Annotated in this window: 22 protein-coding genes; all 22 read right to left on the bottom strand. The window is 67.5% G+C overall.

Features of this window, described 5'->3' with window-relative positions; all coding sequences use genetic code 11:
* Positions 1–194: 194 nt before the first annotated feature.
* Positions 195–1133, bottom strand: a complete 939-nt coding sequence (locus AC5WS7_RS37540) for a hypothetical protein (protein ID WP_495959407.1) — start codon at positions 1131–1133, stop codon at positions 195–197.
* Positions 1130–2071 (bottom strand): hypothetical protein, encoded by a 942-nt coding sequence (locus AC5WS7_RS37535; RefSeq protein WP_495959406.1) that lies wholly within the window; start codon positions 2069–2071, stop codon positions 1130–1132. The genes AC5WS7_RS37540 and AC5WS7_RS37535 overlap by 4 nt, the downstream gene beginning before the upstream one ends.
* On the bottom strand, positions 2068–3027 hold the full coding sequence (locus AC5WS7_RS37530) for a hypothetical protein (protein ID WP_495959405.1): 960 nt from the start codon (positions 3025–3027) through the stop codon (positions 2068–2070). Before AC5WS7_RS37530 ends, AC5WS7_RS37535 begins: the two co-directional genes overlap by 4 nt.
* Before the next feature lie 80 nt (positions 3028–3107).
* Complete coding sequence (locus AC5WS7_RS37525) at positions 3108–4127, bottom strand: hypothetical protein (protein WP_495959404.1); 1020 nt, start codon at positions 4125–4127, stop codon at positions 3108–3110.
* Positions 4124–4663: a hypothetical protein gene (locus tag AC5WS7_RS37520; protein WP_495959403.1), complete on the bottom strand. Its 540-nt coding sequence runs from the start codon at positions 4661–4663 to the stop codon at positions 4124–4126. Before AC5WS7_RS37520 ends, AC5WS7_RS37525 begins: the two co-directional genes overlap by 4 nt.
* A complete protein-coding gene (locus tag AC5WS7_RS37515) occupies positions 4660–5004 on the bottom strand; it encodes a hypothetical protein (RefSeq protein WP_495959402.1) in 345 nt (114 codons plus the stop codon). Before AC5WS7_RS37515 ends, AC5WS7_RS37520 begins: the two co-directional genes overlap by 4 nt.
* 315 nt (positions 5005–5319) lie before the next feature.
* A complete protein-coding gene (locus tag AC5WS7_RS37510) occupies positions 5320–6495 on the bottom strand; it encodes a C40 family peptidase (RefSeq protein WP_495959401.1) in 1176 nt (391 codons plus the stop codon).
* 94 nt (positions 6496–6589) lie between these two features.
* Positions 6590–7096, bottom strand: a complete 507-nt coding sequence (locus tag AC5WS7_RS37505) for a hypothetical protein (protein ID WP_495959400.1) — start codon at positions 7094–7096, stop codon at positions 6590–6592.
* Between the two features lie 127 nt (positions 7097–7223).
* Positions 7224–8924 carry a putative type IV secretion/conjugal transfer ATPase gene (locus AC5WS7_RS37500; protein WP_495959399.1) on the bottom strand — a complete coding sequence of 567 codons (1701 nt, stop codon included), beginning with the start codon at positions 8922–8924 and terminating at the stop codon, positions 7224–7226.
* Positions 8921–10393 (bottom strand): SCO6880 family protein, encoded by a 1473-nt coding sequence (locus tag AC5WS7_RS37495; protein WP_495959398.1) that lies wholly within the window; start codon positions 10391–10393, stop codon positions 8921–8923. The genes AC5WS7_RS37500 and AC5WS7_RS37495 overlap by 4 nt, the downstream gene beginning before the upstream one ends.
* Complete coding sequence (locus tag AC5WS7_RS37490; RefSeq protein WP_495959397.1) at positions 10390–11817, bottom strand: TrbL/VirB6 family protein; 1428 nt, start codon at positions 11815–11817, stop codon at positions 10390–10392. The genes AC5WS7_RS37495 and AC5WS7_RS37490 overlap by 4 nt, the downstream gene beginning before the upstream one ends.
* A complete protein-coding gene (locus AC5WS7_RS37485; RefSeq protein ID WP_495959396.1) occupies positions 11814–12602 on the bottom strand; it encodes a DUF8175 domain-containg protein in 789 nt (262 codons plus the stop codon). The genes AC5WS7_RS37490 and AC5WS7_RS37485 overlap by 4 nt, the downstream gene beginning before the upstream one ends.
* A 14-nt stretch (positions 12603–12616) precedes the next feature.
* Positions 12617–13252, bottom strand: a complete 636-nt coding sequence (locus AC5WS7_RS37480; protein ID WP_495959395.1) for a DUF8175 domain-containg protein — start codon at positions 13250–13252, stop codon at positions 12617–12619.
* Between the two features lie 20 nt (positions 13253–13272).
* Positions 13273–13503, bottom strand: coding sequence for a hypothetical protein (locus AC5WS7_RS37475; protein WP_067891573.1), 231 nt, complete (start codon positions 13501–13503; stop codon positions 13273–13275).
* Positions 13500–14384 carry an alpha/beta fold hydrolase gene (locus AC5WS7_RS37470; protein ID WP_495959394.1) on the bottom strand — a complete coding sequence of 295 codons (885 nt, stop codon included), beginning with the start codon at positions 14382–14384 and terminating at the stop codon, positions 13500–13502. Before AC5WS7_RS37470 ends, AC5WS7_RS37475 begins: the two co-directional genes overlap by 4 nt.
* 121 nt (positions 14385–14505) lie before the next feature.
* Positions 14506–14793 (bottom strand): hypothetical protein, encoded by a 288-nt coding sequence (locus AC5WS7_RS37465; protein WP_495959393.1) that lies wholly within the window; start codon positions 14791–14793, stop codon positions 14506–14508.
* Positions 14790–15443: a DUF6668 family protein gene (locus tag AC5WS7_RS37460; RefSeq protein WP_495959392.1), complete on the bottom strand. Its 654-nt coding sequence runs from the start codon at positions 15441–15443 to the stop codon at positions 14790–14792. Before AC5WS7_RS37460 ends, AC5WS7_RS37465 begins: the two co-directional genes overlap by 4 nt.
* Complete coding sequence (locus tag AC5WS7_RS37455) at positions 15443–15772, bottom strand: DUF8176 domain-containing protein (RefSeq protein WP_495959391.1); 330 nt, start codon at positions 15770–15772, stop codon at positions 15443–15445. Before AC5WS7_RS37455 ends, AC5WS7_RS37460 begins: the two co-directional genes overlap by 1 nt.
* Before the next feature lie 504 nt (positions 15773–16276).
* Positions 16277–17782, bottom strand: coding sequence for a cutinase family protein (locus AC5WS7_RS37450; protein ID WP_495959481.1), 1506 nt, complete (start codon positions 17780–17782; stop codon positions 16277–16279).
* A 63-nt stretch (positions 17783–17845) separates the two neighbouring features.
* Positions 17846–19039, bottom strand: a complete 1194-nt coding sequence (locus tag AC5WS7_RS37445) for a lipase family protein (RefSeq protein WP_495959390.1) — start codon at positions 19037–19039, stop codon at positions 17846–17848.
* Positions 19036–20268 carry a cutinase family protein gene (locus AC5WS7_RS37440; protein ID WP_495959389.1) on the bottom strand — a complete coding sequence of 411 codons (1233 nt, stop codon included), beginning with the start codon at positions 20266–20268 and terminating at the stop codon, positions 19036–19038. Before AC5WS7_RS37440 ends, AC5WS7_RS37445 begins: the two co-directional genes overlap by 4 nt.
* A complete protein-coding gene (locus tag AC5WS7_RS37435) occupies positions 20265–20864 on the bottom strand; it encodes a hypothetical protein (protein ID WP_495959388.1) in 600 nt (199 codons plus the stop codon). Before AC5WS7_RS37435 ends, AC5WS7_RS37440 begins: the two co-directional genes overlap by 4 nt.
* Positions 20865–21335 lie beyond the last annotated feature (471 nt).

Raw genomic sequence — 21335 nt, 5'->3', positions numbered from 1 at the left:
CGATGCCCGCCCCGGGTTCTACGGGTCGGCGCCCGTGCAGCATCCGCGCCGCTGGCGAGTCGCCGAGGAGATTCGTTCGTCCATGAGGTGTGACTCCTGTCCTTTCGAACACCGTGTGGTGCAGGGGGTTCGAGTGCTATTGGGGTCAGGGGTCGGGCCCACCGTCTCGGTGCGGTGGGACGCCGTGGCCTGTATCAGATGTCGTGGCGGTATCGGGGTGCCAGGCACGGCCCCGATCGACCTGCGGCAGTACCTCGTCGATGGCCTCCCCGATCACCGGCTCCTGCTGTGCTGTCACCACAGCGAGCAGAGCAGCTCGGGCCGCGCCGAGTATCTGCTTGGGCTCTATAGCACTCGCCTCGGGATCGGCGGCGGAAGGTTCGGGCACGGCGTCGCGTAGTTCTCGCAGCGAGGCTCGGAGCCGGTCCGCCACAGCGGGCGGGGGCAGCGTGGTGCCGCCACAGCATGTCGATGTCCGTGGCACTCAGGTGCAGCAGCCCGCGGACCCGGCGAACCAGCGTGTCCTGGTCAATACCCCAGGCTCGCCGCCGGGCCAGGTGACTGAGCGTGAGCGTCTGGCTGGTGCGGGTGGCTCGCAGCCACAGCGCGTGCATGGTTCGCGTGTATTGCGCGGCCATGACCGGATCCGGGACCGCAAGTTCCGTGCGGGCGGCGTGGTGTTCACGCACGACCGCGAGAGCTGCCATATCGGTCAGATGGCGGGTGTCCCGCGCGATGCGGTGAACCGATCGGCGCTGGTTGAGGGTGATCGGGTTCGGCAGCAGCTGATTCTCGTGCCAGCCGATCCCCTGCCGACCCAACTGCGTGACCCGGCCGATCCATTCCACCGGTACACCCGCCGCACGCGCCCGCATCTGCAGGACTCCGCGGAACCGGTCGAGTTCCGCTGCGCCGGTCGCGTGTTGAGCCTCATCCTGTGTGCCGCGCTGGACGGACGCGCGGTGGCGACGCAGGTCCGCGTCCTCGAGCGCGAGTTCTTGGATGTGCCGCAGCATCATCGCCTGCGTAGGCGGGATCTCGCCGACGCGGATCACCAACTCGTTCGGGCCGGTGATTCCCGCGGCCGCGGGCGGCAGCGAGTTCCCGGGCAAATCATGGCCCGACGTGGTCACGGCTCGAGCTCCGGGCTTGGATCTGCTTGCTGCTCAGCACTGCCGGAGGTGTTGTTGTCCGGCTCCCAGCCACGGTCGGTCTGCTGTGGGAAGGCGGCATCGACAGCATCCTCGGGACCGGCTCCGGTGGCGAGGCGTTCGTGCAGTTGGTGCAGGGCGTTGCGGTAGGTGCGAAGCGCCGCAGCCTTCGCATGCTCCGCGCCAAATCCGATCCTGGGATTCGGCGAGCCCGGGTCGGGTAAACGTGCGGTGCGGTGCTCCAACTGCTCGATGGTGTGCAGCACCGTGGTCACGACCTCGGTGGAGGTGTACTGATTCCACGCCCACTCCAGATCCTGTTGCGCATCAGGTCCCAGGAACCCTGTGAGGTATTCGCGCTGCGCGGTCAGCGGCAGATCCCACAGCGATTCCCAGCCCGACTCGCTCACCCCGATCAGGTTCGCGAGCATCGCGGTCCGTTTGAACATCACGGCCATGTTGCGCGTGAGTTGATTGGCCTCGAACGGATCGCGCGGCAGGCTCGAGCCCGGCTGAAATTCGTGGCTGACCAATACCGCGGCCATATTGTGCAGTTGCCCGGCACTGGCCATCAGCTCCGCACCCAGCACCGGCCGCAGTCCCAGCGTCGGATCAGACTGTCTCGGAGTCCATTCGGCATCGCAATGCCCGGCAAACCACGCCATCACAACCAACTCGCCAGACACGCCCGCCGCCTGGGCTTGCTGTTCGGCCGCGGTGCACCGCTGATCCAGGCGCTGTAAATCCTTGTGCCACAATGCGACAGTCGCCGCCGGCCACGCACTGTCCTCGAGATCGTGAGTGATCGCTGTACCCGCGGCCGCCAATGCGTGGATCTGCTCCAACAATGGCACCGCCGGCTGAGGAAGTTCCCGCGTCGCCTCGCCCTCGGGTGACTCGTTTCCCCAGGGGGCGTTCATGGTTCGAGCCCGCCTATATCGACAGCGGCCGGCGGTGCGGGTTTCGGGTCGGCTGGGCTGCAGAACACGGGCCGAAGGCCCCTGACCAGTCCCGCGGCCCTGACGGATTCGGTGATCTGGCCTCCCCGCGCGGCACTGAACCTGGTTCGCTGAGCACGCGGGGCACTGCCGGTGATGCTCGCGGGACCGGTGGTGACCGCAGCGGCCAGCGTGGCCGGTTCGCTGGTGGTGGCGTGTCCGGTCTGCTCAGGCAGCTGCTGCCCGATGCGTTGCACCATCTGCGCTGCCGACGGTGCGGGGTTTGCGGCGCATCCCGCACCGATCCCCACGTCGGCCAGCGCCGCCACCTGACGTGCCGCGGCCCGGGTATCCAGACGCGCCAACGTGCGCCAACGCTCGGCCAAGGACGCCTCGGACTCAGCGCGCACCCTGTCCGCCACGGCGCTCCACACATCGGGGTGTCCCCACAGCTGCTCGGCCTCATCGGTGGAAAGGTTCAGCAAGTGCGCGATCGCGGCCACCCGGCGCGCCAGCGTGTCGAGATTCCGCGTGAACAGTTGCGAGGTTCCCGCTTCCGCGCGCGCCCCGCGCTGCCCGTACGCGGCAGCGACCGCGGCGATCTCACCCACATGCCGCACATCGTGTTCCAGGGCGGTGAGCAGTGCGGGCCGATCGATCGGTGTGTGCTCACGCCAATGCAGATCCGGCCGCCACGCCATGCCCAGCTCCCCGCGATAGCGGGTCTGCTCGATCCACTCCCGCGGCACACCACCGACCACCGCGGCAGCCTCGAGTTCCCGGATCTTCACCATCCCCCGGTGAAACGCCGGATTACCCGCGCCGCCGGCTCCGTCGCTGCGTATGGATTCACTGCGGGGCAGGCATTTTCGCGCTTCCAACGCCTGTTGAGTGATGGCCCGCAGGACCCGTTTATGTAACGTGCTGGGTTTGTTCATCTCCCCTTCCCTTCCACCCCGCCTGCCGATGGCTCCACGACCGCCTCGCAGCAACGGGCTTGTGTTACAAGCGATCACGGCTACGGCCCCATCCCGGGCTCGGGCACATCGTGCGGAACCGGATCTGGTGCGCTCGCCGGTGATTCCTGGACAGCTGCTCGGGGCGCAGGCGATTCGGGGCCGGCTTTGATCGCTGGCGGCTGGGTGCCGGGCGGCCAGGTTGCCTCGACGACCTCTCCGATCCACGCCCCCGTATCCGGCGCCGCGTCCTCGCCGAGTGCTACCGTCTGGTATTGCTGCTCGCCGTAAATGCCGTACGCCAATTCCTGGGCCAACCCCGGCACCGGCTCGAACGCCTCCGACGGCCACCGCCAACCACCGACATCCGCCGTGGCATCGAGGTCGTCGCCCAGGTCCTCGTCCTCCCCGTGGAACAGGCTCGCGACCAGCCGGCCCCAGCCGGTGTCCTCGGCGACACGTTCGTCCCACGCCGCGGCCTGATCGGCGTGTTCGCGCGACAGCCCCGCGGCACTGTGCGCCGCGGCCCACGCCGCGGTGGACACACCAGCGGTGTAAGCGGCGCGGTCCTCGTCCGCGGCGAGGGTTTCGGCGAAACCGAGCGCACGTTCGCGGCCCTCGATGAGCAGCTTCTTGTATCGCACATCCAGCGAATGCAGGTGCCGGGCGTAGACGGCACGCGTGTCGTAACCGTCGACTTGTTTGGTGTGGATCGCGTCCTTGCGGTTGCGGTCGGCCCGCTGTGCCTGCACGTGGAAGCCGTGCAACTGGTTTCGGCGCTGTTCGGTGTTCTCGTGGGCGGTCTCGCGGCGCCCGGCTTCGGCGGCATCATTGTCCAGCCGCGCCTGCTTGATCTGTCTTTCCAGGTCGTGCAGTTCTTTGCCCTGCGCGGCTCGATCGTGGTATCCCTGCCATTGCAGGCCGGCGATGCCTTGGCGGGTGTTGAATTCGGTGACCGACCGCGATTCCGCGCCGCGGCGCTGCAGCAGGTTCATCGTCATCGCCGCGGTCTGCATCGCCTGCACAAACCCGGCCCGGACCGCTTGCCCGCTCTCCTCGACGGGATCCCCACTCGCGCTCATGTTTTCACCTCCAACTGTGTGATCCGCCACGCAGTGCTCGGGTCGGATCGCCCCACGCGGGCATACACGGTGAACTCGATCGAGGAACTGATATCGCTGGGACGCTGGGTCACCGCCAGCACACGCGCGACGCTGGTGGCGGTGTCCGGGGGATGCTCGTCCCCGGTGACCCGCACGCCAGCGGTGACGGTGACCGCGTGCGCGGCCCACTGCTGCCACATCACCGGGGTGATCGGCACCAGCACCGCGGCCGCTGGTGCGGCCCGCGCCGCGAACTCGGGGTCCATCAACGGTGCCGCGGCAGCGAATGCCGCTGGCGCAGTGCGGTGTTCGGCGGGCTGATAGCTGAAGGCGGTGGTCAGGGCCGCGGTCATCACACTCTCCGGCGAGCAGGCATCGACCTGGTCGAACGGTGCGGTGAACAGCGCCGCGCACCGCCGGCCGCTGCTGGTCGCGGACGAGGAACCGCTACACGATGTCGCGGTGACCAGCACGCACACCGCTGCACTCAACAGGCCCCCGCGCATCCTGGTCATGGAGCGCTCCCGGGAGTGTCGATCAGCTCGGTCAGATCCGCTGTGCGCCAATCCGTCAGCGGCCCGCTGGCGCATACCTCGATCGCTGGGTTGGCGGGCGCGTCCACCACCAACTCCAGCAACAGCCCAGCCGCGATCGCCGCGGTGTCGAGCACGACCGCGGTCATCGGATGTCGGGGCGTGAGCACCAACCGCACCCTGGCCGCGCTCGTGCCATAGTGTTCGCGCGCTCGTTCGGCCAGCCACAACGCGTGCACTCCCGCGAGTTCGGTGGCCATCGCGTCCGACTCGACGATCAGGTCGCGGTGGAACCGCGCACACCACACCGGTATCCCGCCCACGGTGCACACCGCGAACCTGTCCCGCTCAGCCGCAGCACACAGCGCCAACCCAGGACCCCGCACGGCCAAGTCAGCAATGCGTGCCCGCGCCGCAGCCAGCATCCCCCCGTCGCCGGTGAGCTCAGACACCGAATTCACCCGCTCTTCGCGACACAGCCTCAGCCCCGGGCGGGGCACCCGCACCGCGAGCGGGTTCGCTGAACACCGCGCGCAGCACCGCACCCGCAGCAGATCCGGCACCCTGCCTCCTGCCCACGATGCCGTGAGTTCTGCTGCGGCCCAAAGGGTTTTGGATTCCCTGTCGGTACATCCGTGTCATGGTCGTGTTCCTTCCTGCGGACTCGGGATCGTTGACTGCGGGTCGTTTCGTACCGGGGCGGAAGCTGGTCCTGCCGCCGAGACCGGTGCCGGGGCGTAGCGCCGCACGTCCATACGGTCGTGCCCGGCTACCGAGGCGAGCGGGGCTGTCCGGACGGTTTCGGAGAAGTCCGGGGCGTGCACCACCATGTCCTGACCAGAGGTGTTGCGGCCCAGATAGATCGCGACGTGATGCGAGTCGGACTCGCCGGAGCTGGTGAAGAAGATCAGATCCCCGGGCTGCCGTTCGGCGAACGGCACCACCCGTCCCTGTGGGGAGTCCTGCTGGGCCTGGGTGTAGTGCGGCAATCGGATTCGCCCGCCCGATGCTTGATAAATCGCGTACAGGGTGAGCCCGGAACAGTCGAATCCACCGTTGGTCGGGCCCGGAGGGTCTCCGCCACCCCAGACGTACGGTGTGCCGATCCACCGCTGGGCCGCAGCGGTCACCGCTGTCCCGAACGCTCCCCCGTCCCCGCTCAACGGTGCCCCGGAGCCACCGCTCCCGCAGCCCGAGGGCTGTTGTCCCGCAGTCGCATCGGCCGCAGCGGTCCGGGGGTCGATGGTGGCGAACATCGCGTAGAGCCAGCGTGCCAGTTCCATCTGGGTGGCGTAGGCGTCCGGGGCCGAGCGTTCGACTGCTTGCGCCAACTCCGGTGAGGACAAGCCCTGCCCGGCGTAGCGATCGGCCTGCTGATAGAACCAGTTGATCTGATAGACCGGATTCATCAGAGTTGAGATTCCCGCAGCGCCCCAAATACTGGCGCGCATCTGGTGCGGGCCCAGCGAATCCAGGTCGTAGCCCTGCCCGTCGTTGGCGTACCGAAGCGATTCGGGGACAGCGGGATTGGCCAGATTCCGCAACGTACTCTCGGTCGCCTGGGCCGCGAGTTCGGCGATGATCACCTGCTGAGGCTCGTGGCGCTGTGTGCCGATCACCACTCCGTTGCGCGCCAGCTGCAATTGGCGATCGTTCAACCCCGCCACCGACTCCCCGGTCGGGCCTTGCGTACCGTCGCTCACCCCGGCCGCGCAGGCCTGTCCCGGATCCGCGCCAATCAGCACAACCAGCACGAACAGCAGCACCACCGGTATCGACAGACACAGTCCGACAACGAGTTTCGAAGCACCCACTACCCACCTGCCTGCCCTCCCCCGCCCTCGCGCCCGCCGTAGGGCAGGCGGAGATCGGCTTGTTCCCCGGCGCCACGCCAGGGCGGCGGCGGGTTCACAGCTCTATCCCCTGGTCCGCTTCCTGGGCCGGTGATGGTGTGGATTGTGTTGCTGCGCTGTCAGTTTCGGTTGATTCGCCCGGGTCGGCGGGAAGTGCGGCCTCGATCATCTCCGCTGTTGCATGTGGGGAGGAATCGGCTGGAGCGACGTCGGTCGCGGGTGCCCCGGCGAACAGACCGTTCAGTGTTTCCCGCACCTCGGGGGTCAGCGGTGGGACGTCCCCTGACGGGGTTTCTTCCATGGTCAGCGCCACCGGCCCGTACCAGCCGGTGGGATGGCGATACCCCAGTCCGGTGAGCACGCGATCGGCCAGCGGGTTCGCTGCCAGGGCCGGGTCGCTGAAATCGTCGGCAAACCAGGCCCTCACACACCCCATCCCCTGCGTACTCAGATCCGGAACATGCCACGCGAGCGAACCGCGCAACCCCGAGCCCTCATCACGCACGTCATACAAGACAGTGCCGTCCGGATTGATCACCACGAAATCCGCCTCGGCACTCATAACCGCCCGCCATCCTCGACCGGCGAGCCGGCACGACCGGCGGACACCGACGAACCTCGCGCGTAGCCTTCGATATCGCTGCGGCCCAATGAGTGTGGGAATTCGTTCAGCAGCATTCGTGTCTCCTTCATTGCCTGGGTGTGAGGTGGTCGAAGCGGCGGTTGGTGTTGTGGATGTCCGCATCCCGCTCAGCGGGTGTGAAGCTCATGCGGACCGGGATGCCGGGCTGGTTCGCCTCACCGGTCTTGATGAGAAAACACCCTGTGCCAGGCGGTGTTTCGCGTCTGGCTGCGGTGTTGTCGCGGTCGTCGGTGGGTGGTCGGGGTGCGGCCCAGGAGGTGACGAGAAGTTTTTCGGTGTAGGTGATCGACACCGCACCGCGAAGGCGCTCGATCTCGTCCGGGCCGACCGGGCCGATGATCTTGGCGCGGGCGCGTTCGAATAGACCCAGCGCTTTAGCCGCTGCGGCTGGGGAGTCGAACCCGGACAGGTCTTTGATGGTGTGGCTGCACATGATCAGCCCGGTCCCCAAGGGCCGGTTCAACCGGGACAGCGCGTCGGTGCGGTCGACCATGAACTCCCCGGCGCCGAGCACCCTCCAGATTTCGTCCATGACGACTTCGAAGGTGCGGGGCGGCGCGAGCCCGGCATCGGCCAGGGCGTGCGCGGCAGCCACGGCACCGAATCCTTCGGACCAGCACACCATCAACGCCGCGGCCAGGAGTTTGGTGTCGCCCTCGGGAATGCGGGAGACATCGATACACACCGCGGGGCTGGACAAATCCAGGGGTGTGCTGGTGTGGCGGTCGAAGATCGCACCCCACGGCCCCTCGACCAGGGCCCGCAGCGAGCGACGCAACATTTTCGTACTGGCCCGATACGAGGTCTCGTCGTCTTCCTCGGCGAACTGGCGCATCCGCTGCCCGCCCGCGGAGATCACCGCCAGCAGATCCGACAGCAACGGCGGCGCGCTGGGAGTGAATCCGCCTGCGGGACTGTAGAGTTCGCGAAGCCCCGCGATCAGGAGTGTTTCCTCGTAGTCCGCGACCCGGCAGCCACGAACCAGCTCGATCAGCCCGGCGACGATATTGACCTGCCCGGCCTCCACACGCGCAGTGACCTGGCGGCGTTGATCCGGGTCGGGGAGCCGGTCGATGACCGCGCCCAGGGCGCCGACCGCGAGCGGGTTGATCGTGCCGTGCCCGTACCCCAGGTCGATGACCTGTCCACCGAGTAACCGGACCAGGTCGCGGTAGTCGGGTTTGGTGTCGCCCATGCACAACGCGACCGACCCGGACGCGACCGCACCGGTCACCAGCCGCCGGATCAGCGAACTCTTGCCGAACCCGTTGAGCGCCAACACAAATGTGATCGGCGCGGTGATGAAACCGCGAACGAACCAACTCATCTGATCGAAATGCACCGGGGCGCCGGTGATGTAATGGGCGCCTATCGGAGTACCGACCGTCGGGGCCGTCGCACCGACAGCGAACGGCCACAACCCTGCCACTTGCACCGTCGTCGAACGCCATTCCGGTGTCGCGGGCACCACCGAGGCGCGGCCACCACCGCGGCCGGCGTAACCGCGGTCGGTCAGCCGCGCGAGGGGCAGGAGGAATCCGTCGGTGCCCGCGTCCTCGATCCGGCGCAGCGCGGTGGCCCGGCGATGGTCGTCCCGGGACAGCACCAGGCGTGCGCGGGCACCACGTATCCCGCCGTGGCGGGCTTGCTGTTCGATGGCCATGCGCGCCTCGTCGGTCAGCACGCGGATTCCGCTGAGCTGCGTGTGTTTCGGCGGGCGTGCGCTGGAGCGGGTCGCTGTGTTCATGCGGTCACGCGCCTCGAGATCGAGACGTGTTCGGGCAGGATCAGTCCGATACCCAAGGACGCGGCGAAGGTGGCGGCTTGCGCGGCATAGCAGCGCCGGATCCCCAATCGTGAAGCTGCGGCCATATCTTTCACCGACGCTTCGATGCCGGGCATGTCCGCATCCAGTGGGGCTGTGGCGGTGATGAGTACACCGAACCGGGTCAACCCGGCACCGCGGACTTGTTCGTGCCTCGCGGCGCGGGTGTTGTCCACCCGCATCGACGCCGCGGCCGAGGCGATCCCTCGTTCGGTCTGCTCCGCCGCCAGGGCGTCGCGGAAGTCCCGGTCGACCAGGTCGCTGGCCTCGGCGGCCGAATGCAGCCGGTACACGATGGCGATCCGCTTGCGCGGCACATCCGCGCGTGGCCGCAACAGCTCTTCCAGGCCGGTCTCGTACACCGCGCCGCGCGGAGCCAGGTCCATCTCCCATGTCACCGACCGGGCCCCGTCGTGCAGGTAGTGATCCCACCGGTCCTCGTGCGCCACCGGACCGACCGAGTCCCATGACTGGGTGCGCTCGATATCGCGGCCCGCGGCCTCGATATCACGTTGGGAGGCGAGGTCGTAGCGGCTGCGGACCATCCCGATCACTTCCCACGCCTCGAGCGGGGTCGCCGGCAGCCCGGCACGCGAAAGCTGCGAGAGCACCCCTTGCAGGCGTTGGGCGATCTCACGCGCCTGCTCACCGGTGTCACGGCGGGCCCGTCCTTGCCCGAACGCACGAAACGTGATCGCCACGCGCGCTTCCACACGCACACCGACACCGCCGATATCCGCGGCCGCCTGCTGCATCACCGTCCGCGCGAACTCGGGAGCATCGGCGCGGATCAGCCGGGCGACCTCCCGCCGCTGGGTGAGATGGGTTTCCACCACGTGGTCCAAAACCGTGGTCACCGCGACGACTTCCCCGCCACGGGACTGGCTCGCCAGGAATTGCCCGTACTCGCTCACCCACGCGTCGATCTGGGTTTGATCCACCAACTCCTTGCCGCGTGGCAACACCCGCAAGACCACGGTGAAATGGTCCGAACGGCGGATATGGATCACCGCGAAACGTTTACCGCCCGCGGTTTCATACTCACTCAAACGCGAACTCGCCAGCAGCCCAGGCAATTTCGCTGTCCCCGGAATAGTCGAGAACCGGCCCGCGCGATACAGGTCTTCACCACGAGCCCGAGCCAGCGCGAATTGGGTCCGCAACACCGCGATCTCCCAACCCGTGCGGCCACCGATCGTGATCGCCGTCGGCGTGAACACCACAGCCGCACAACCCATCACGATCACCGTCACCTGCAACGAACGGGTGATCATGAACGCGAGCATCACGGTGACGATCAAGGCTAGCCCGAACATGGACACACCCCAGGTCAAGCCGAAGAACCCAGCCGAGCGGGGACGCTCCCACCGCCCATACATGCGCGTCGTCATCGCCGAACCTCCAACGGTCCTGGTGTATCGGGATCCACCCCGGACTCCGTGGTGTCGCGCGCTTGCGGCACAGCAGACGAACCCGCTTGCTGCACACCGTGATGCGCCGACCGAGCCGCGGTCACCGCCATACCGGCAGCTCCTGCGCCCGCAGCGTCTGCGCCGCCCGCTGCTGCCCCGGCGCTGCTTCCACTGGTGGTACTCGCACTGGTGGCGCTCTCGGTCGCGGGAGCACTGCCCGGGCCCCCGCCGGTGGTCCCGCCGCTGGAACTGCCTGTGCCCAAAGGGCGTCCACCGCCCTGCGGGCCACCGGGAGTTGGGGGTCCGCTGGTGGGTGGTGACCAATTGCCGCCACCGCCAGCGTCACCGCCGTCGTTTTCGCCGAGTTTGCGCGCTTCGGAACGATCACCACCGGCGCTGCCCATCGCGATACCGGCCAAGCCGCCAGCCAAAGTGGCCGCAGCTCCACTACCACCGCCCATGGTCGCCACAACTGGCGCGATCAATCGCATCAGCGCGGGCAGTACAACGGCCACCATCAACAACAGGATCAGTCCGAGCAGCACCATCTGCGGATCCTGTTGCTGTACAGAACTTTTCGCACCGGCGGCGTTGAACGCGATCGCGTAGCACAAGGCACCGACCGGCTTCCACAACAAGAACGCGAGCGACCACGACAGCATCCGCTTGTACGCCTGCGAGCCCGGCCCGGTACCAGCAGCGGCAGCAGCGATCGGAAGGGCTGCAACGACCAGGATCAGGAAGGCTTGACGCACGACCAACATCACCAACTGGACCAGCATGCTGATTAGCCCGAACAGTCCGACTAGTAAGAGCACGCCGGTTCCGAGGCCAACATCGGTCTGCGAAATCCCGTTCAATAGCGCAGCGGCGTTGTTGGAATCGCCGCGAGTGGCATCGAAGATCACCCAGTTGGAGAATGCATCCCCGGCTCGTGTTCCGACGGTGACGACCGCGGCGAATGTCATCGAGGCGAAGACCGCTCGGGCGAACATCAAGAATGCCTCTTGTGCTTCTCCGGCGACGCCGCCGCGCTTGGCCAGTGCCAGGCGTGCGGCGGCGAACATGATGCCTGCAGTCAGCAGCAATACTTGTAGTCCACTGGTGTATCCGCGGATTGATGCGAGTGCGGGTCCTGGTTCGCCGTTGGGCGCGGCAAGTGTTGGTGACGGCAGGCCGGTCCACCACGTCAAGTCGTAGCGAAGCAGTATCCCCATGCCGTTGATGAGGCTTTGCACGAGGCTGTCGAAGGCTGAGCTGGCGGCATCGTTTACGGCTTGGCCGCCGAGTCGTAGCCCTTTGCACACCGCGCCGACGATGTCGGGCAGGCTGCAGGCAGCGTCGGGCAGTTGCGATCTGGTGTTCGATCCTGCAACGGCGCCTACGTAGAGTGCTGGGTTCATTGGTTTTTCCATTGCCCGAAGCCGGTCACCGTGTCTACGGGCACGGCTTGTTGCCAGAGGGTGTCGATGTCGTCGGGGACACGGACGCGCCAGTCGGTGTTGTTCCAGACCATCGGCCAGGTGCCGTAGGCGAAGCTGTCTCGTGTGCGTACCGCGATTTGAACGACCGCGAAGTCGGGTCGGTAGCCGGGCAGGACCCGGATGCCTTCGGGCACTGTGACGTAGCGAGCTGCGTCGGGAGTGCTGGCGCGGCTGGCGGCGAACCTGTCGATCAACGCTTGTCCGCCGCCGAGGTAACGGGCACGTGCGACGTTCTGCCAGATCCCTGGGGGCGCGGCGAGCGCGCGGGCGATGGCGTCGCACGCCGCCAGGGCCGCGCCTTGGGGGGTATCGGCGAATCCGGAGGCGACCCCGCCGCGGATCTGCTCGGGGCCATCGCTGACCGAAACCGGAATCGCGGCTCCACCCCAAACGCGCTGCCAGTCGATGCCTGCCGGTGCAGCGGTCAGATAATCCGGGCTGCGCGGATCCACTCGCTTCACAGTGTTTTGAGGCAGTACACGCCCCGCCTCGTCGGTGACGTCCAACCTGTTGCCGTACAGGTCGGTGGTCGGGCCGTTGTTTTCGCCCGCGGACGGCTGCACCGGTCCAGTGGTCGTGATTCCCGCCGCTGCGGGACGAGGTTCCGGCGCGCTGTGGCGCCTGGTCGCGACCAGTGCGAGGCCGGTAATGAGGACTGCAGTGATGCTGATGGTCAGGATCAGCCATAGGCGGCGAATGGGCATGAGCTTCTCCGGTGTCAGTGCAGGGTCAGGGCGACCATGTCGGCGGGCACGGTCGGGACAGAGGTCACGGCCTGGGTGCGGAGTTGGTCCGGTAGCAGCAGTTTCCAGTCGCTGTTCTGCCAGATGACGGTTTCGGTGTTGCAGGTCAGCGAGTTGTCCGGTTGCCGGGCGTAGATGGCGATCTCGGCGCGACCGGGGGTGTAGGTGCGCACGTGGTAGCCCAGCAGCAGTGGTGGCGTGTTAGAGGGTGCGGTGATTGAGAGCTGCGCGCGTGCTACCGCCCACGCGTCACGTCCGGGGCCTGGGGCGAGCATGTGCTGGCCGATCGTCGGCCATTGAGTATCGGAGGCGACCGACATCCGGACGCTGGCCTGAATCGCCGCCAGCGCGGCACCGACCGGTGAGTAGTCGAATCCGGCCGCGACCGTTCCATCGTCACGGCGTGGTCCTTGATCAGCATCAGGGAGTGCAATCCCTTGGAACACAGTTGATCTCGTGTTCAGAGGGTTCGCGCCCAGATCGACCGTGGCAGTTCTGGGCGGTGGCGGTGAGTGGTGTCCAGCGCCGCAGGCCGAGGTAGAGGTCAAGATCAGGAGCCAGATCGTGCCGCTGATGACCCGGGACGGTATGTGCTGATGTGGTCGTGGCATAGCTTGTGTTCCGACGGTTTTCATTGCGAGGGCAGGAGCGCGCGGGCGAATCCGCCGGCGGCGCCGAGCAGGGTTACCGCGATCAGGGAGCCCAGCAAGCCTTCGACGGCTTCGTCGCGGTAGAGCCGGACGGCGAGTTGGCCGCCGATCCACACCAGGCGCGCCACGCACAGCAGCAGCACGATCCAGTCCAGCCAGCTCAGCAGCGTCGCCAGTTCCTGCTGCACCGCACCGGGCAGCGGCTTGTTCACAGCAGGTCCTCGGCGTCGTCCGGCAAACCGGCCGACGCAATGCGCCTGGTGTGGTGGACGATCTCCAGAACTTGCCCGATCGTGTCGACGACACGGTCGGGCTCCGTGCAGGGCAATCGGTGATCGCCGCCAGGGATGATGTCGACCTCGGACCAGATCCTGTCCGCGAGCCGGATCGACTGCGTCGCCGGCACAATGCGGTCGTGTTCGCCGGCCATGACGAACGAGGGCACAGTTCGTAGTCGCTGCGCCGTGTCCTCGGACAGGGTCGCGTGGTACAGAGCCGCCAGGACGTCGATCAGTGCCCTGGCGTCACAGCGTGCCGCAGGCATCGTGACGGCGCCGCCGTTACTGGCTTGTCGGAGCTTTCGCATCAGCAGCGACGCGCCAGCGGTGACTGTCGATTCCAGCGGCCCGTGCCGCCAGCGACGCAACTGCTGGGCCCTGCGGCGGTGTCTCCGTGACAGACCTGGCAATTCGGGGAATTCGGCGCTGCCGTTGAGAATCACGAGTCCGGACAGCGCCGCGGCTGATTGCGGGAAGTTCTCAGCCCAGGCGTGCACGAGCAGCGATCCGGTCGAGTGTGTCACCAGGACGATCGATCCACTCACCTGCGTCAGGACGGTGTTCAAGTCTTCGGCGAGCTGGCGCATCGTAGTACCGAGCCGCCGCGACGGGATTCCCGAATGTCCTTGTCCGCGTTGGTCGTACACGATCTGCGCGATGCCGCCTTCGGTGCGCTCGTGCACGCGCTGTGTCACCAGGTTCCAGATCCTCGAATCTTCCAGGAGGCCATGGAGGTACACCACGGTCGCTGGTGCCGTTGGTGGTCCCCAGCGCGTCGCCGCCAGCTGAAGACCGTCCGTGGCAGCGAGTTTCATCTCGTGATATTCGGCAAGCATTTGCCACTGCCTTTCGTTCTCGGGTGACCGCACCCGGCCAGAGGAGTCCTGCGGATGGGTGCGGAGTGTGAAAGTCGCTCTCGGACAATGGGTTCGAGGGCTATTTGGAGGTGTTGATGATTTCGGTCATGATTCCTCCGGCGCTGGTGGCGATGATTCCGCCGACCAGGGCTCCCAGGACGATCTTGGGAGATTCGACCGCACCGCCGTGCCATCGCTCCCACCCGAACTTGCCGCCCGCGTAGATCAACGCGGCGATACCGGCCAGCATCGTCAACCACGCCAGCCAATTGACGATGTGGATCAGGCCTGGAGCTCCCGGGGGTTGGCTGGGGGTGATCGTGACCTGGTCGAGTGAGACCAGGCCGGCCAGAAGTGTGTGGATCATGAGTGTGTGCCCTTTCCTTCCCGCATCGCGGCGATGCGCTGGGTGATCGCAGCACCCGCCCGGTGCACGTCGGCGGGGACTGCGTGAGTCAGATGTGCGCGGCGTGGCGGTGTTGGGTCGAACGGCGTGTAGCGGGCCAGCTCGCCGAGTTCGTGCACCAGTAAGCCCTCGTGCCACCTGATCAACCACACCTCTTCGGCTAGTTCGCTGACGGTCCGGCGGAACCGCCGCACCGCCGCGGGAGCGCGGCCGGGCCGCGCGGCGATCAGCACCAAGGCCACGACGGTGACACCGTCCGGCGCGAGTCCGGCGTGCCATTCGCGCAGCCGCTCGGCTGAGGCGACCAGCCCGGGGATGCAATCGCGAGCGACCAGTACCACGCGTTGGGTACTGCGTGACGAGCCCGGCCAGGCCACACCGGTGTCCGCCGCATGCGCCCACCACCGGGCCAGAGTCGAGGCACCGGCGCCGCCGTGCGCTCCCATCACCGCCATCAGCGGCGGATACGGGCCAGTGGTCGGCAGCGGAGCGTTCCGCACTGCCGCGAGTCGCTCGGCGCTGGGTATCCGGATGGTGTCCGCGTCCAGTGCGCTGGGCCTTCGTCGCTTCCCAGCGGAATCGATGGCGCGTAATTGATTGGCGGGCAGCATTATTGCTGCCTCTGAATGTTGCTGATCGCCAGACCTGCGGGGGTACGGCGGGTGTTGATCAGCTGCAAGTAGTCGGCCCGGCTGTGATCGGGGTGCAGTTCGACCACATGCACGTCGGCGGCGTCACCCGCAAGCAGGTTGATCGCGACGCAATGACGGGTGTCCAGGGGAATCGAGGCGATCCCTGCCGCCAATTTCTCCGGCACGATCCCGCTGTCCGCGGCTACCGTGCGCATTGCCTGATCAGCCGAACGTGCTGTGTAGTAGGCGAATTCGAAGGTGGCGATCAGCCCTGCGACCGTGCCGGTATCGCCGGCCCGGTCGGTCACGACCGCTCCGGTCAGGCCCACGCACGCAGGACTCGCCGGTGCGAGGGTCCTGTGCTGGGTGGTGGCGTCCGTTTCTCCTGCAGGAGAGTGACCAGCGTGTCGTGTCAGGACTGCGCCGGTGCACGACGCCAGTAACACGACCCCGGCGGCGAATCCCGCAATTGTCCACGTGCGCAGGCGTATTCGTGGACGAGAAGGTGTCGTGGTCGGTGGGCTGCTGGGTGGGGTCGCGGCGGGCAGCCACTCCCATTCGTTGCCGCTCTCGGTTGTCGAATCGGGGAATGCGCTCGGGCGCAAAGGGATCGGTGGTGTGGCGGTGGTGAGCCAGCCCCACCCGTGGTCGTTCTCGGTGTCTGTACCGGGTGTGGTGTGGGGCATCGGGGTTGCCTCCTTTCCGGCTGGTTGTTCGGGTGGTGTGGTTCGGCCCTTCGGGGAGACGGCTCAGGGGCTCGCGAGGGATTGCCCGGCTTCTCTGACGCAGAGACATGTCTCCGCCGAAGGGGTCTAAGGACTCACCGGCGCGTGTGACACCGAGGTGGGGGCCAGCGGGTCGTGGGTATCGGCGTCATCGGTGCTCGCGGTGGTGCTGACAGGTGTTGGGCTGCTGGTGGGTTCGGGCGCTGGCGTCGAGGCGGACCCGGTGGTGTCGGCGATGTCGTGGGCCAGGGCGCTGAACCAGGCCGCGGTCGCGTCGAACACGGGTGTGCCCTGCGGCGTGGCCGGATCGGAGCTGTATGCCTCACCGTGGCTGGTGGAGTCGCTGTACGCGGTTCGGGTGGCCACGTCGTAGAGATCGTTTCCGCTGACGGTGGAAGTGATCGCGCCGAAGGCTTGATCGACCCACCCCAGCGCCGTAGAGGGTGGGACGAGTTCGGCGACCGCACCGGCGACCTTCACCCCGAGATCGGCGATCGCCGCACCGGGATTGGTCATACCGACCGCGGCAAGCTCGGCGATCGTCGCCGGAGTAAGGACCTTCTGCGCGACAGTTACCACCGTGTTCAACCCGATCGTCCCCAACCGGAACAATGCCGACAGCACCTGGTCCGGGCCGGGAGGCGGGGTGTTCGGATTCGAGGCTTCGGCCAGGCGTTGGCCGAGGGATTCGGTGGGCTGGTAGGACAACTGGTCGAGGCTGTCGCCCTGGATGTCTTGGCCTGCGACCCCGACCGCGGTTTTCCACACGGTGCCCGCCAGTGCTTGGGCCACGGTGGTGATGGCACTGAGGGGGTCGTGCAGATTCGATTGCGCGGTGATGTTCTGGATCGTCTGGGCGATCGGCGACTGCTTAGGGGTGTCGCAGGCCAAATCCCCCGGAACGCACAGGTCCGCGACACGACCAGTCAGCACACCGTATGCCGGTGCCGCACTGGATGTCTGGGCGATTCCGGCACCGTTGATCGGCTGGTTCGTCAGCGTAATCACCCGGGTGTGCGCTCCGCTGGCGCCCGGGGCAGGAGCCGGTGTTCGCTGCTCGGGACGGCCAGGTAGCACCGGAGTTCCGGCGCTGCGGCGGGGATTCGCGAACAGCGCCACGCCCGCGACGGCGTCGGCGGGGATCGGTCCGGACCGGGCGCCGACCTTTCCAGCGAACGCGGCGACCGCCGCTGCACCCTCGCGGTACCCGACGACGCCGATTCTGGTGTGCGGGCAGCGGTTCAATACCTCACGGGCGTCGGCTTCCAGATCCGTCGTGGCGGCTGCGACCGCCTGGTCGAACGGTTGTTGCGTCGCGCCGTCCGCGATGTAGCCGTAGGGTACGTAGGCGCGTTGAATGTCGCTGCCGGCAGCGGCTTCCAGAGGGCCGAAGAACTGCCCGAGCGCACCGGTGTCCGCGGTCGCTACCGCATCCGCCGATGTCTGGTCAGTGCCCTGTACCCCGAGCACGTACAACGCGGGACACGTATTACCCAGAGGAACAGACGATGTGGGTGGCTGGGCCGGTAGCGGTCCCGACGAGCAAACCAGGATCACCGCCGCCAGGCCCGCGCAGATCGCAACGCGAGGCATACGGGCCTGAAACGCGTATCGAGCCTTGGATCCGCAGACAGCTGCACTGTGGTACATGAATGTTCAGCTCCTTCGGCCTTTGAGTAGTATTCGAAGCCGCTGCCGCAGAATCGAATTCACTCGGTGCCACGTGCGCTGGAACAGGGAGTGCGCCTCGATCGCCGGCTGGGCGGGGGCATTCAGGTGCTGGGTGAGTGTGTCGAGTGCTTCCTCGACGCTGTCGATGGCGGCGCCGATGTGGTCGGTCGCATAGTCGCGCCACGTCACGTCCACGCCCGCGGCCAGGTAGTGCCGATACACCGCGTGCCCGTGCGCATGGGGGATGAGCTCGTCATCGGTGCCGTGATACAGGTGCACCGGCACGCTGGGGACGGCCAGGCCGATCTTTTCCTTGGCCAGAACATATCGCCACATCGGGTCGTTCCACGGGTCCGGGCGCTCGGATAGTTCTCCCAGTGGCCAGCAGTAGCCTTGGGCTAGAGCTGCCGCGTCGAGTGTCGCGGCCGCAGCGGCGCTTCGGTGGCCTGCGTCGGTGAGTACGTGGCGCAGCGGTAGGTGCTGATGCGCGTGCGACAACCCCACCAAGGCGGCCCACATCAGGAAAGCCCACCCAGTTTCGTTCAACCGCGCCGCGAGTGCGCCCGGGTCAGCCAGCACCGCCCCGGCCGCAACCCCGCATAGGCGCAGCTCTGGCGCGTACTGCCGGTGTTGTTCGGCCGCGGCGATCACCGCACGCCCTCCGTCGGCATATCCCCACATCACTACCGGGAATGGATTCGTGTGACGGTCAGCTAGATGCGCTGTGGCGCGGGCGATATCGAGTGCGGTATGTGCGGCCGCGTGCGCGGCAAGAAACGTGTACGGGCCGGCGCCGGCGATGCCCATACCTTCCCCATCAGGGACAGCCACGACGAACCCGCGCTCGAGCGCGGCATCGATCCGGTGGGACTCGGGTTCGGTACCAGCGGCAAGTAGTTGCGAGGGCGCGGGGCCGCCGAGGCCGTGGAAGCTGGTGCAGTACACCAGGATCGGGGCGTGGTCATTCTTCGGAGCGTCGTCGGGTAGCAGGACGATTCCCGAGACCGGGATCTTCTCCAGGTAGGTGTCCGTGGACACGTACACCACCTGCCAGGCCTCACGGACATGACTCAGGCCCAGGACGGCGGTTCGGCGAGTCCGCAGCACGTCGCCGGGGCCGCGGTCGTGGCCGATGACAACCTCGGCGTAGTGGCTGTCGACTTCCCAGGTGGGGTTCATCGGTGGCCCCCGGCTATATCGTGAGCACAAGCGATCAACCAGGCCGCGCCCGAAGCGAGCTGGCCGCTGCCGGCGTAGCCGGTATGCGCAGCGACGGTGTCCGCGAACTGCGCCAACACCGCAGGATTCGCCAAGTCCGCGTTGTCGCCCGCCAGTTGACCGACCGCGGCAGACAGCTGCCCCACGAGTTTCGGAAGCACTGAGATCGGGTTGGCCGTCACCGTGGCGGTGATCTGCCCCCATCGAGCGTTGGCTGCGTTCACCTGGTCCGCGGCGGGCGCTGGAGTCCGGGGGTCGGCTGCCTCGACGAGCCTCTGCGACAACGATTTTCGTGGCGTGTAATCGATGGTGCCGTTCGCGAGGGTGAAGTCGTTGCCCAGGATGGTGGTCCACGCATTGCCCAGGGCGCTGGTCAACAGTGTGTTGAGCGAGGCGAGGGCCGCCACGGGGTTACGCAGGTCCGCTTGGGCGGCCAGGCGTGCGGCGAATCGCAGGATCGCGGCGTGATCAGGTGCCGCACATGCCAGATCACCGGAAGCACATATTTCCGCGACACGGCCGGTCAAGGCGCCGTACCCGTGTCCGTTGGTGCCGATGCCCGCGCCCGAGACCATGGGGCTGGTGATCTGCACACCGGTTACTGCGGCACCGTTGGTTCCCGGTGGGGCATCAGGGTGGGTCTGGCCCGGTCGGCCTGCGATAGCGGGTGATTCGGCGGGGCGGTCGGGGTCCGCGTACAAGATGACCGCAGCGATACGGTCCGCGGGGACCGGGCCGTGGCCTGCTCCGATCTCCTCGGCGACCTCCGACCACGCCTGCGCACCTTGCGAATACGCGACCCCGGCGATCTTGGTGGCCGGGCAGGCGGCCGCGATCTGTCGGGTGGCGTCGCCGATGAGGCGGACCGCCTCGGTCGCCGAGGTGGCATACGGAGCCGCTCCCCCGCCCGGGACCGCGCCACCGAAGCCGGCGTCGTATCCGATGTAGCTGCGCTGCACCAGGTTCGGGCCTAGCGCGACCACCGGTGCTAGTAGCGCGCCGAGCACGCTGGTGTCCGTGGTCGGGCTCGCGGTCGGTGCGGATTGGCCGGTGCCCTGCACGGCCACGACATACAGGGCAGGGCAGCGGGGGCCGATCGGCACCGCTGCATGCACCGCGGGCATTGCGGCCGTCCAGGCCGTCACGATGCTGGTGGCGGCCGTGAGCGCGACCCGGGTGGTCGTCTTCACCGCCCCACCCCAACTCCAGCACCGAATCCCGCGCCGACAGTTCCCGCGATAGCAGCGCCGACAGCCGCGGCCGGTACACCGGCGATCAAAGCGCCGGCGGCAGCACCGGCCGCGGCCCCCACGGCTGTTCCGGCGACACCGCTGGTCACCGTACCGATCACCGGCACCGCTACAACGGTGCCCAGCGCCGCTCCGCCGATGCCCCCAACAGTGCCGCCGATCAACCCGCCCATCACCGCACCCACGGCCGCGACTGGCACACCGGCCACTGCTGCCCCGGCGGCACCACCGATTCCGGCCCCGGCCACGGTCGCACCAGCCACCACATCCGATCGCCCTGCGGGCAAGCCGACCGAATCCAGTGCGGTGGAGACCTGAGCTTCCGCGCCGGCCGCGGTGTTGTTGATCGTGTCCCGCACGTTCGGCGGCAACCAGGCCGGCGACGGGGTCTGGAACTGGCCGATCCGAATCGTGTTGTCCGGCGGGCGAATCGGCGCGACCGGAGGAACCGAACGCGGCAGATGCAGATCCTGCACCCGCACCGGAGCGACCGGCTCGTTCCCCGGCTCGGGCCGAGGAACAGGACCATTGCGCACGCCCGCAGGCTGCGGAGAGTCCACCATCGGCACAGGAGCCGGTGGTGGCGCCGCAGCGGGAGGTGGAGGCGGGGGCGCGGGGGCGGTGGTGCCCGGCTGCGTATGAGTCGTCACTCCCGGCTGTCCGGGGCCTGTGTCCGCTCCGGACGCTACGCCTGTGCCAGTGCACGACACTATGACCGCGATCGGCACTGCTGCGGCTACCGCCAGCATTCCGCGCCCTCGGCGGGCGATGGCGGCCGATCGGCCAGAGCTGATTGTGGGCATGCGAAATAGACCCTTCTGGGCAAGATCATTCGAAAGATGGGATAGAGAACGAGGTCTACCGAGCGGGGCCTCGCCGGTCCTGTTCCACCAGGCCGAGGCCCCTTCGCCGAGACGGCGGTCAGAGGAACGGCGCGGCCAACGACAAGATCTGTACGGCCACGGTCAGTCCGTTCGACAACAGAATCAGCCCGTTGTTGAGCCATG

This window comes from Nocardia sp. PLKS1-43, from assembly GCF_059510335.1.
Note: the sequence above shows the minus strand (reverse complement) of the source record. Positions and strands in the feature narration are given on the sequence as shown.

What these genes read in the sequence shown, in the direction of transcription:
- AC5WS7_RS37530 (WP_495959405.1), bottom strand. Translation starts at nt 3,027, where the DNA reads ATGAACAAACCCAGCACGTTACATAAACGGGTCCTGCGGGCCATCACT.
- AC5WS7_RS37470 (WP_495959394.1), bottom strand. Translation starts at nt 14,384, where the DNA reads ATGAAACTCGCTGCCACGGACGGTCTTCAGCTGGCGGCGACGCGCTGG.
- AC5WS7_RS37445 (WP_495959390.1), bottom strand. Translation starts at nt 19,039, where the DNA reads ATGAACCCCACCTGGGAAGTCGACAGCCACTACGCCGAGGTTGTCATC.
- AC5WS7_RS37465 (WP_495959393.1), bottom strand. Translation starts at nt 14,793, where the DNA reads ATGATCCACACACTTCTGGCCGGCCTGGTCTCACTCGACCAGGTCACG.
- AC5WS7_RS37505 (WP_495959400.1), bottom strand. Translation starts at nt 7,096, where the DNA reads ATGAGTGCCGAGGCGGATTTCGTGGTGATCAATCCGGACGGCACTGTC.
- AC5WS7_RS37490 (WP_495959397.1), bottom strand. Translation starts at nt 11,817, where the DNA reads ATGAACCCAGCACTCTACGTAGGCGCCGTTGCAGGATCGAACACCAGA.
- AC5WS7_RS37485 (WP_495959396.1), bottom strand. Translation starts at nt 12,602, where the DNA reads ATGCCCATTCGCCGCCTATGGCTGATCCTGACCATCAGCATCACTGCA.
- AC5WS7_RS37525 (WP_495959404.1), bottom strand. Translation starts at nt 4,127, where the DNA reads ATGAGCGCGAGTGGGGATCCCGTCGAGGAGAGCGGGCAAGCGGTCCGG.
- AC5WS7_RS37535 (WP_495959406.1), bottom strand. Translation starts at nt 2,071, where the DNA reads ATGAACGCCCCCTGGGGAAACGAGTCACCCGAGGGCGAGGCGACGCGG.
- AC5WS7_RS37520 (WP_495959403.1), bottom strand. Translation starts at nt 4,663, where the DNA reads ATGACCAGGATGCGCGGGGGCCTGTTGAGTGCAGCGGTGTGCGTGCTG.
- AC5WS7_RS37480 (WP_495959395.1), bottom strand. Translation starts at nt 13,252, where the DNA reads ATGCCACGACCACATCAGCACATACCGTCCCGGGTCATCAGCGGCACG.
- AC5WS7_RS37495 (WP_495959398.1), bottom strand. Translation starts at nt 10,393, where the DNA reads ATGACGACGCGCATGTATGGGCGGTGGGAGCGTCCCCGCTCGGCTGGG.
- AC5WS7_RS37460 (WP_495959392.1), bottom strand. Translation starts at nt 15,443, where the DNA reads ATGCTGCCCGCCAATCAATTACGCGCCATCGATTCCGCTGGGAAGCGA.
- AC5WS7_RS37450 (WP_495959481.1), bottom strand. Translation starts at nt 17,782, where the DNA reads ATGCCTCGCGTTGCGATCTGCGCGGGCCTGGCGGCGGTGATCCTGGTT.
- AC5WS7_RS37500 (WP_495959399.1), bottom strand. Translation starts at nt 8,924, where the DNA reads ATGAACACAGCGACCCGCTCCAGCGCACGCCCGCCGAAACACACGCAG.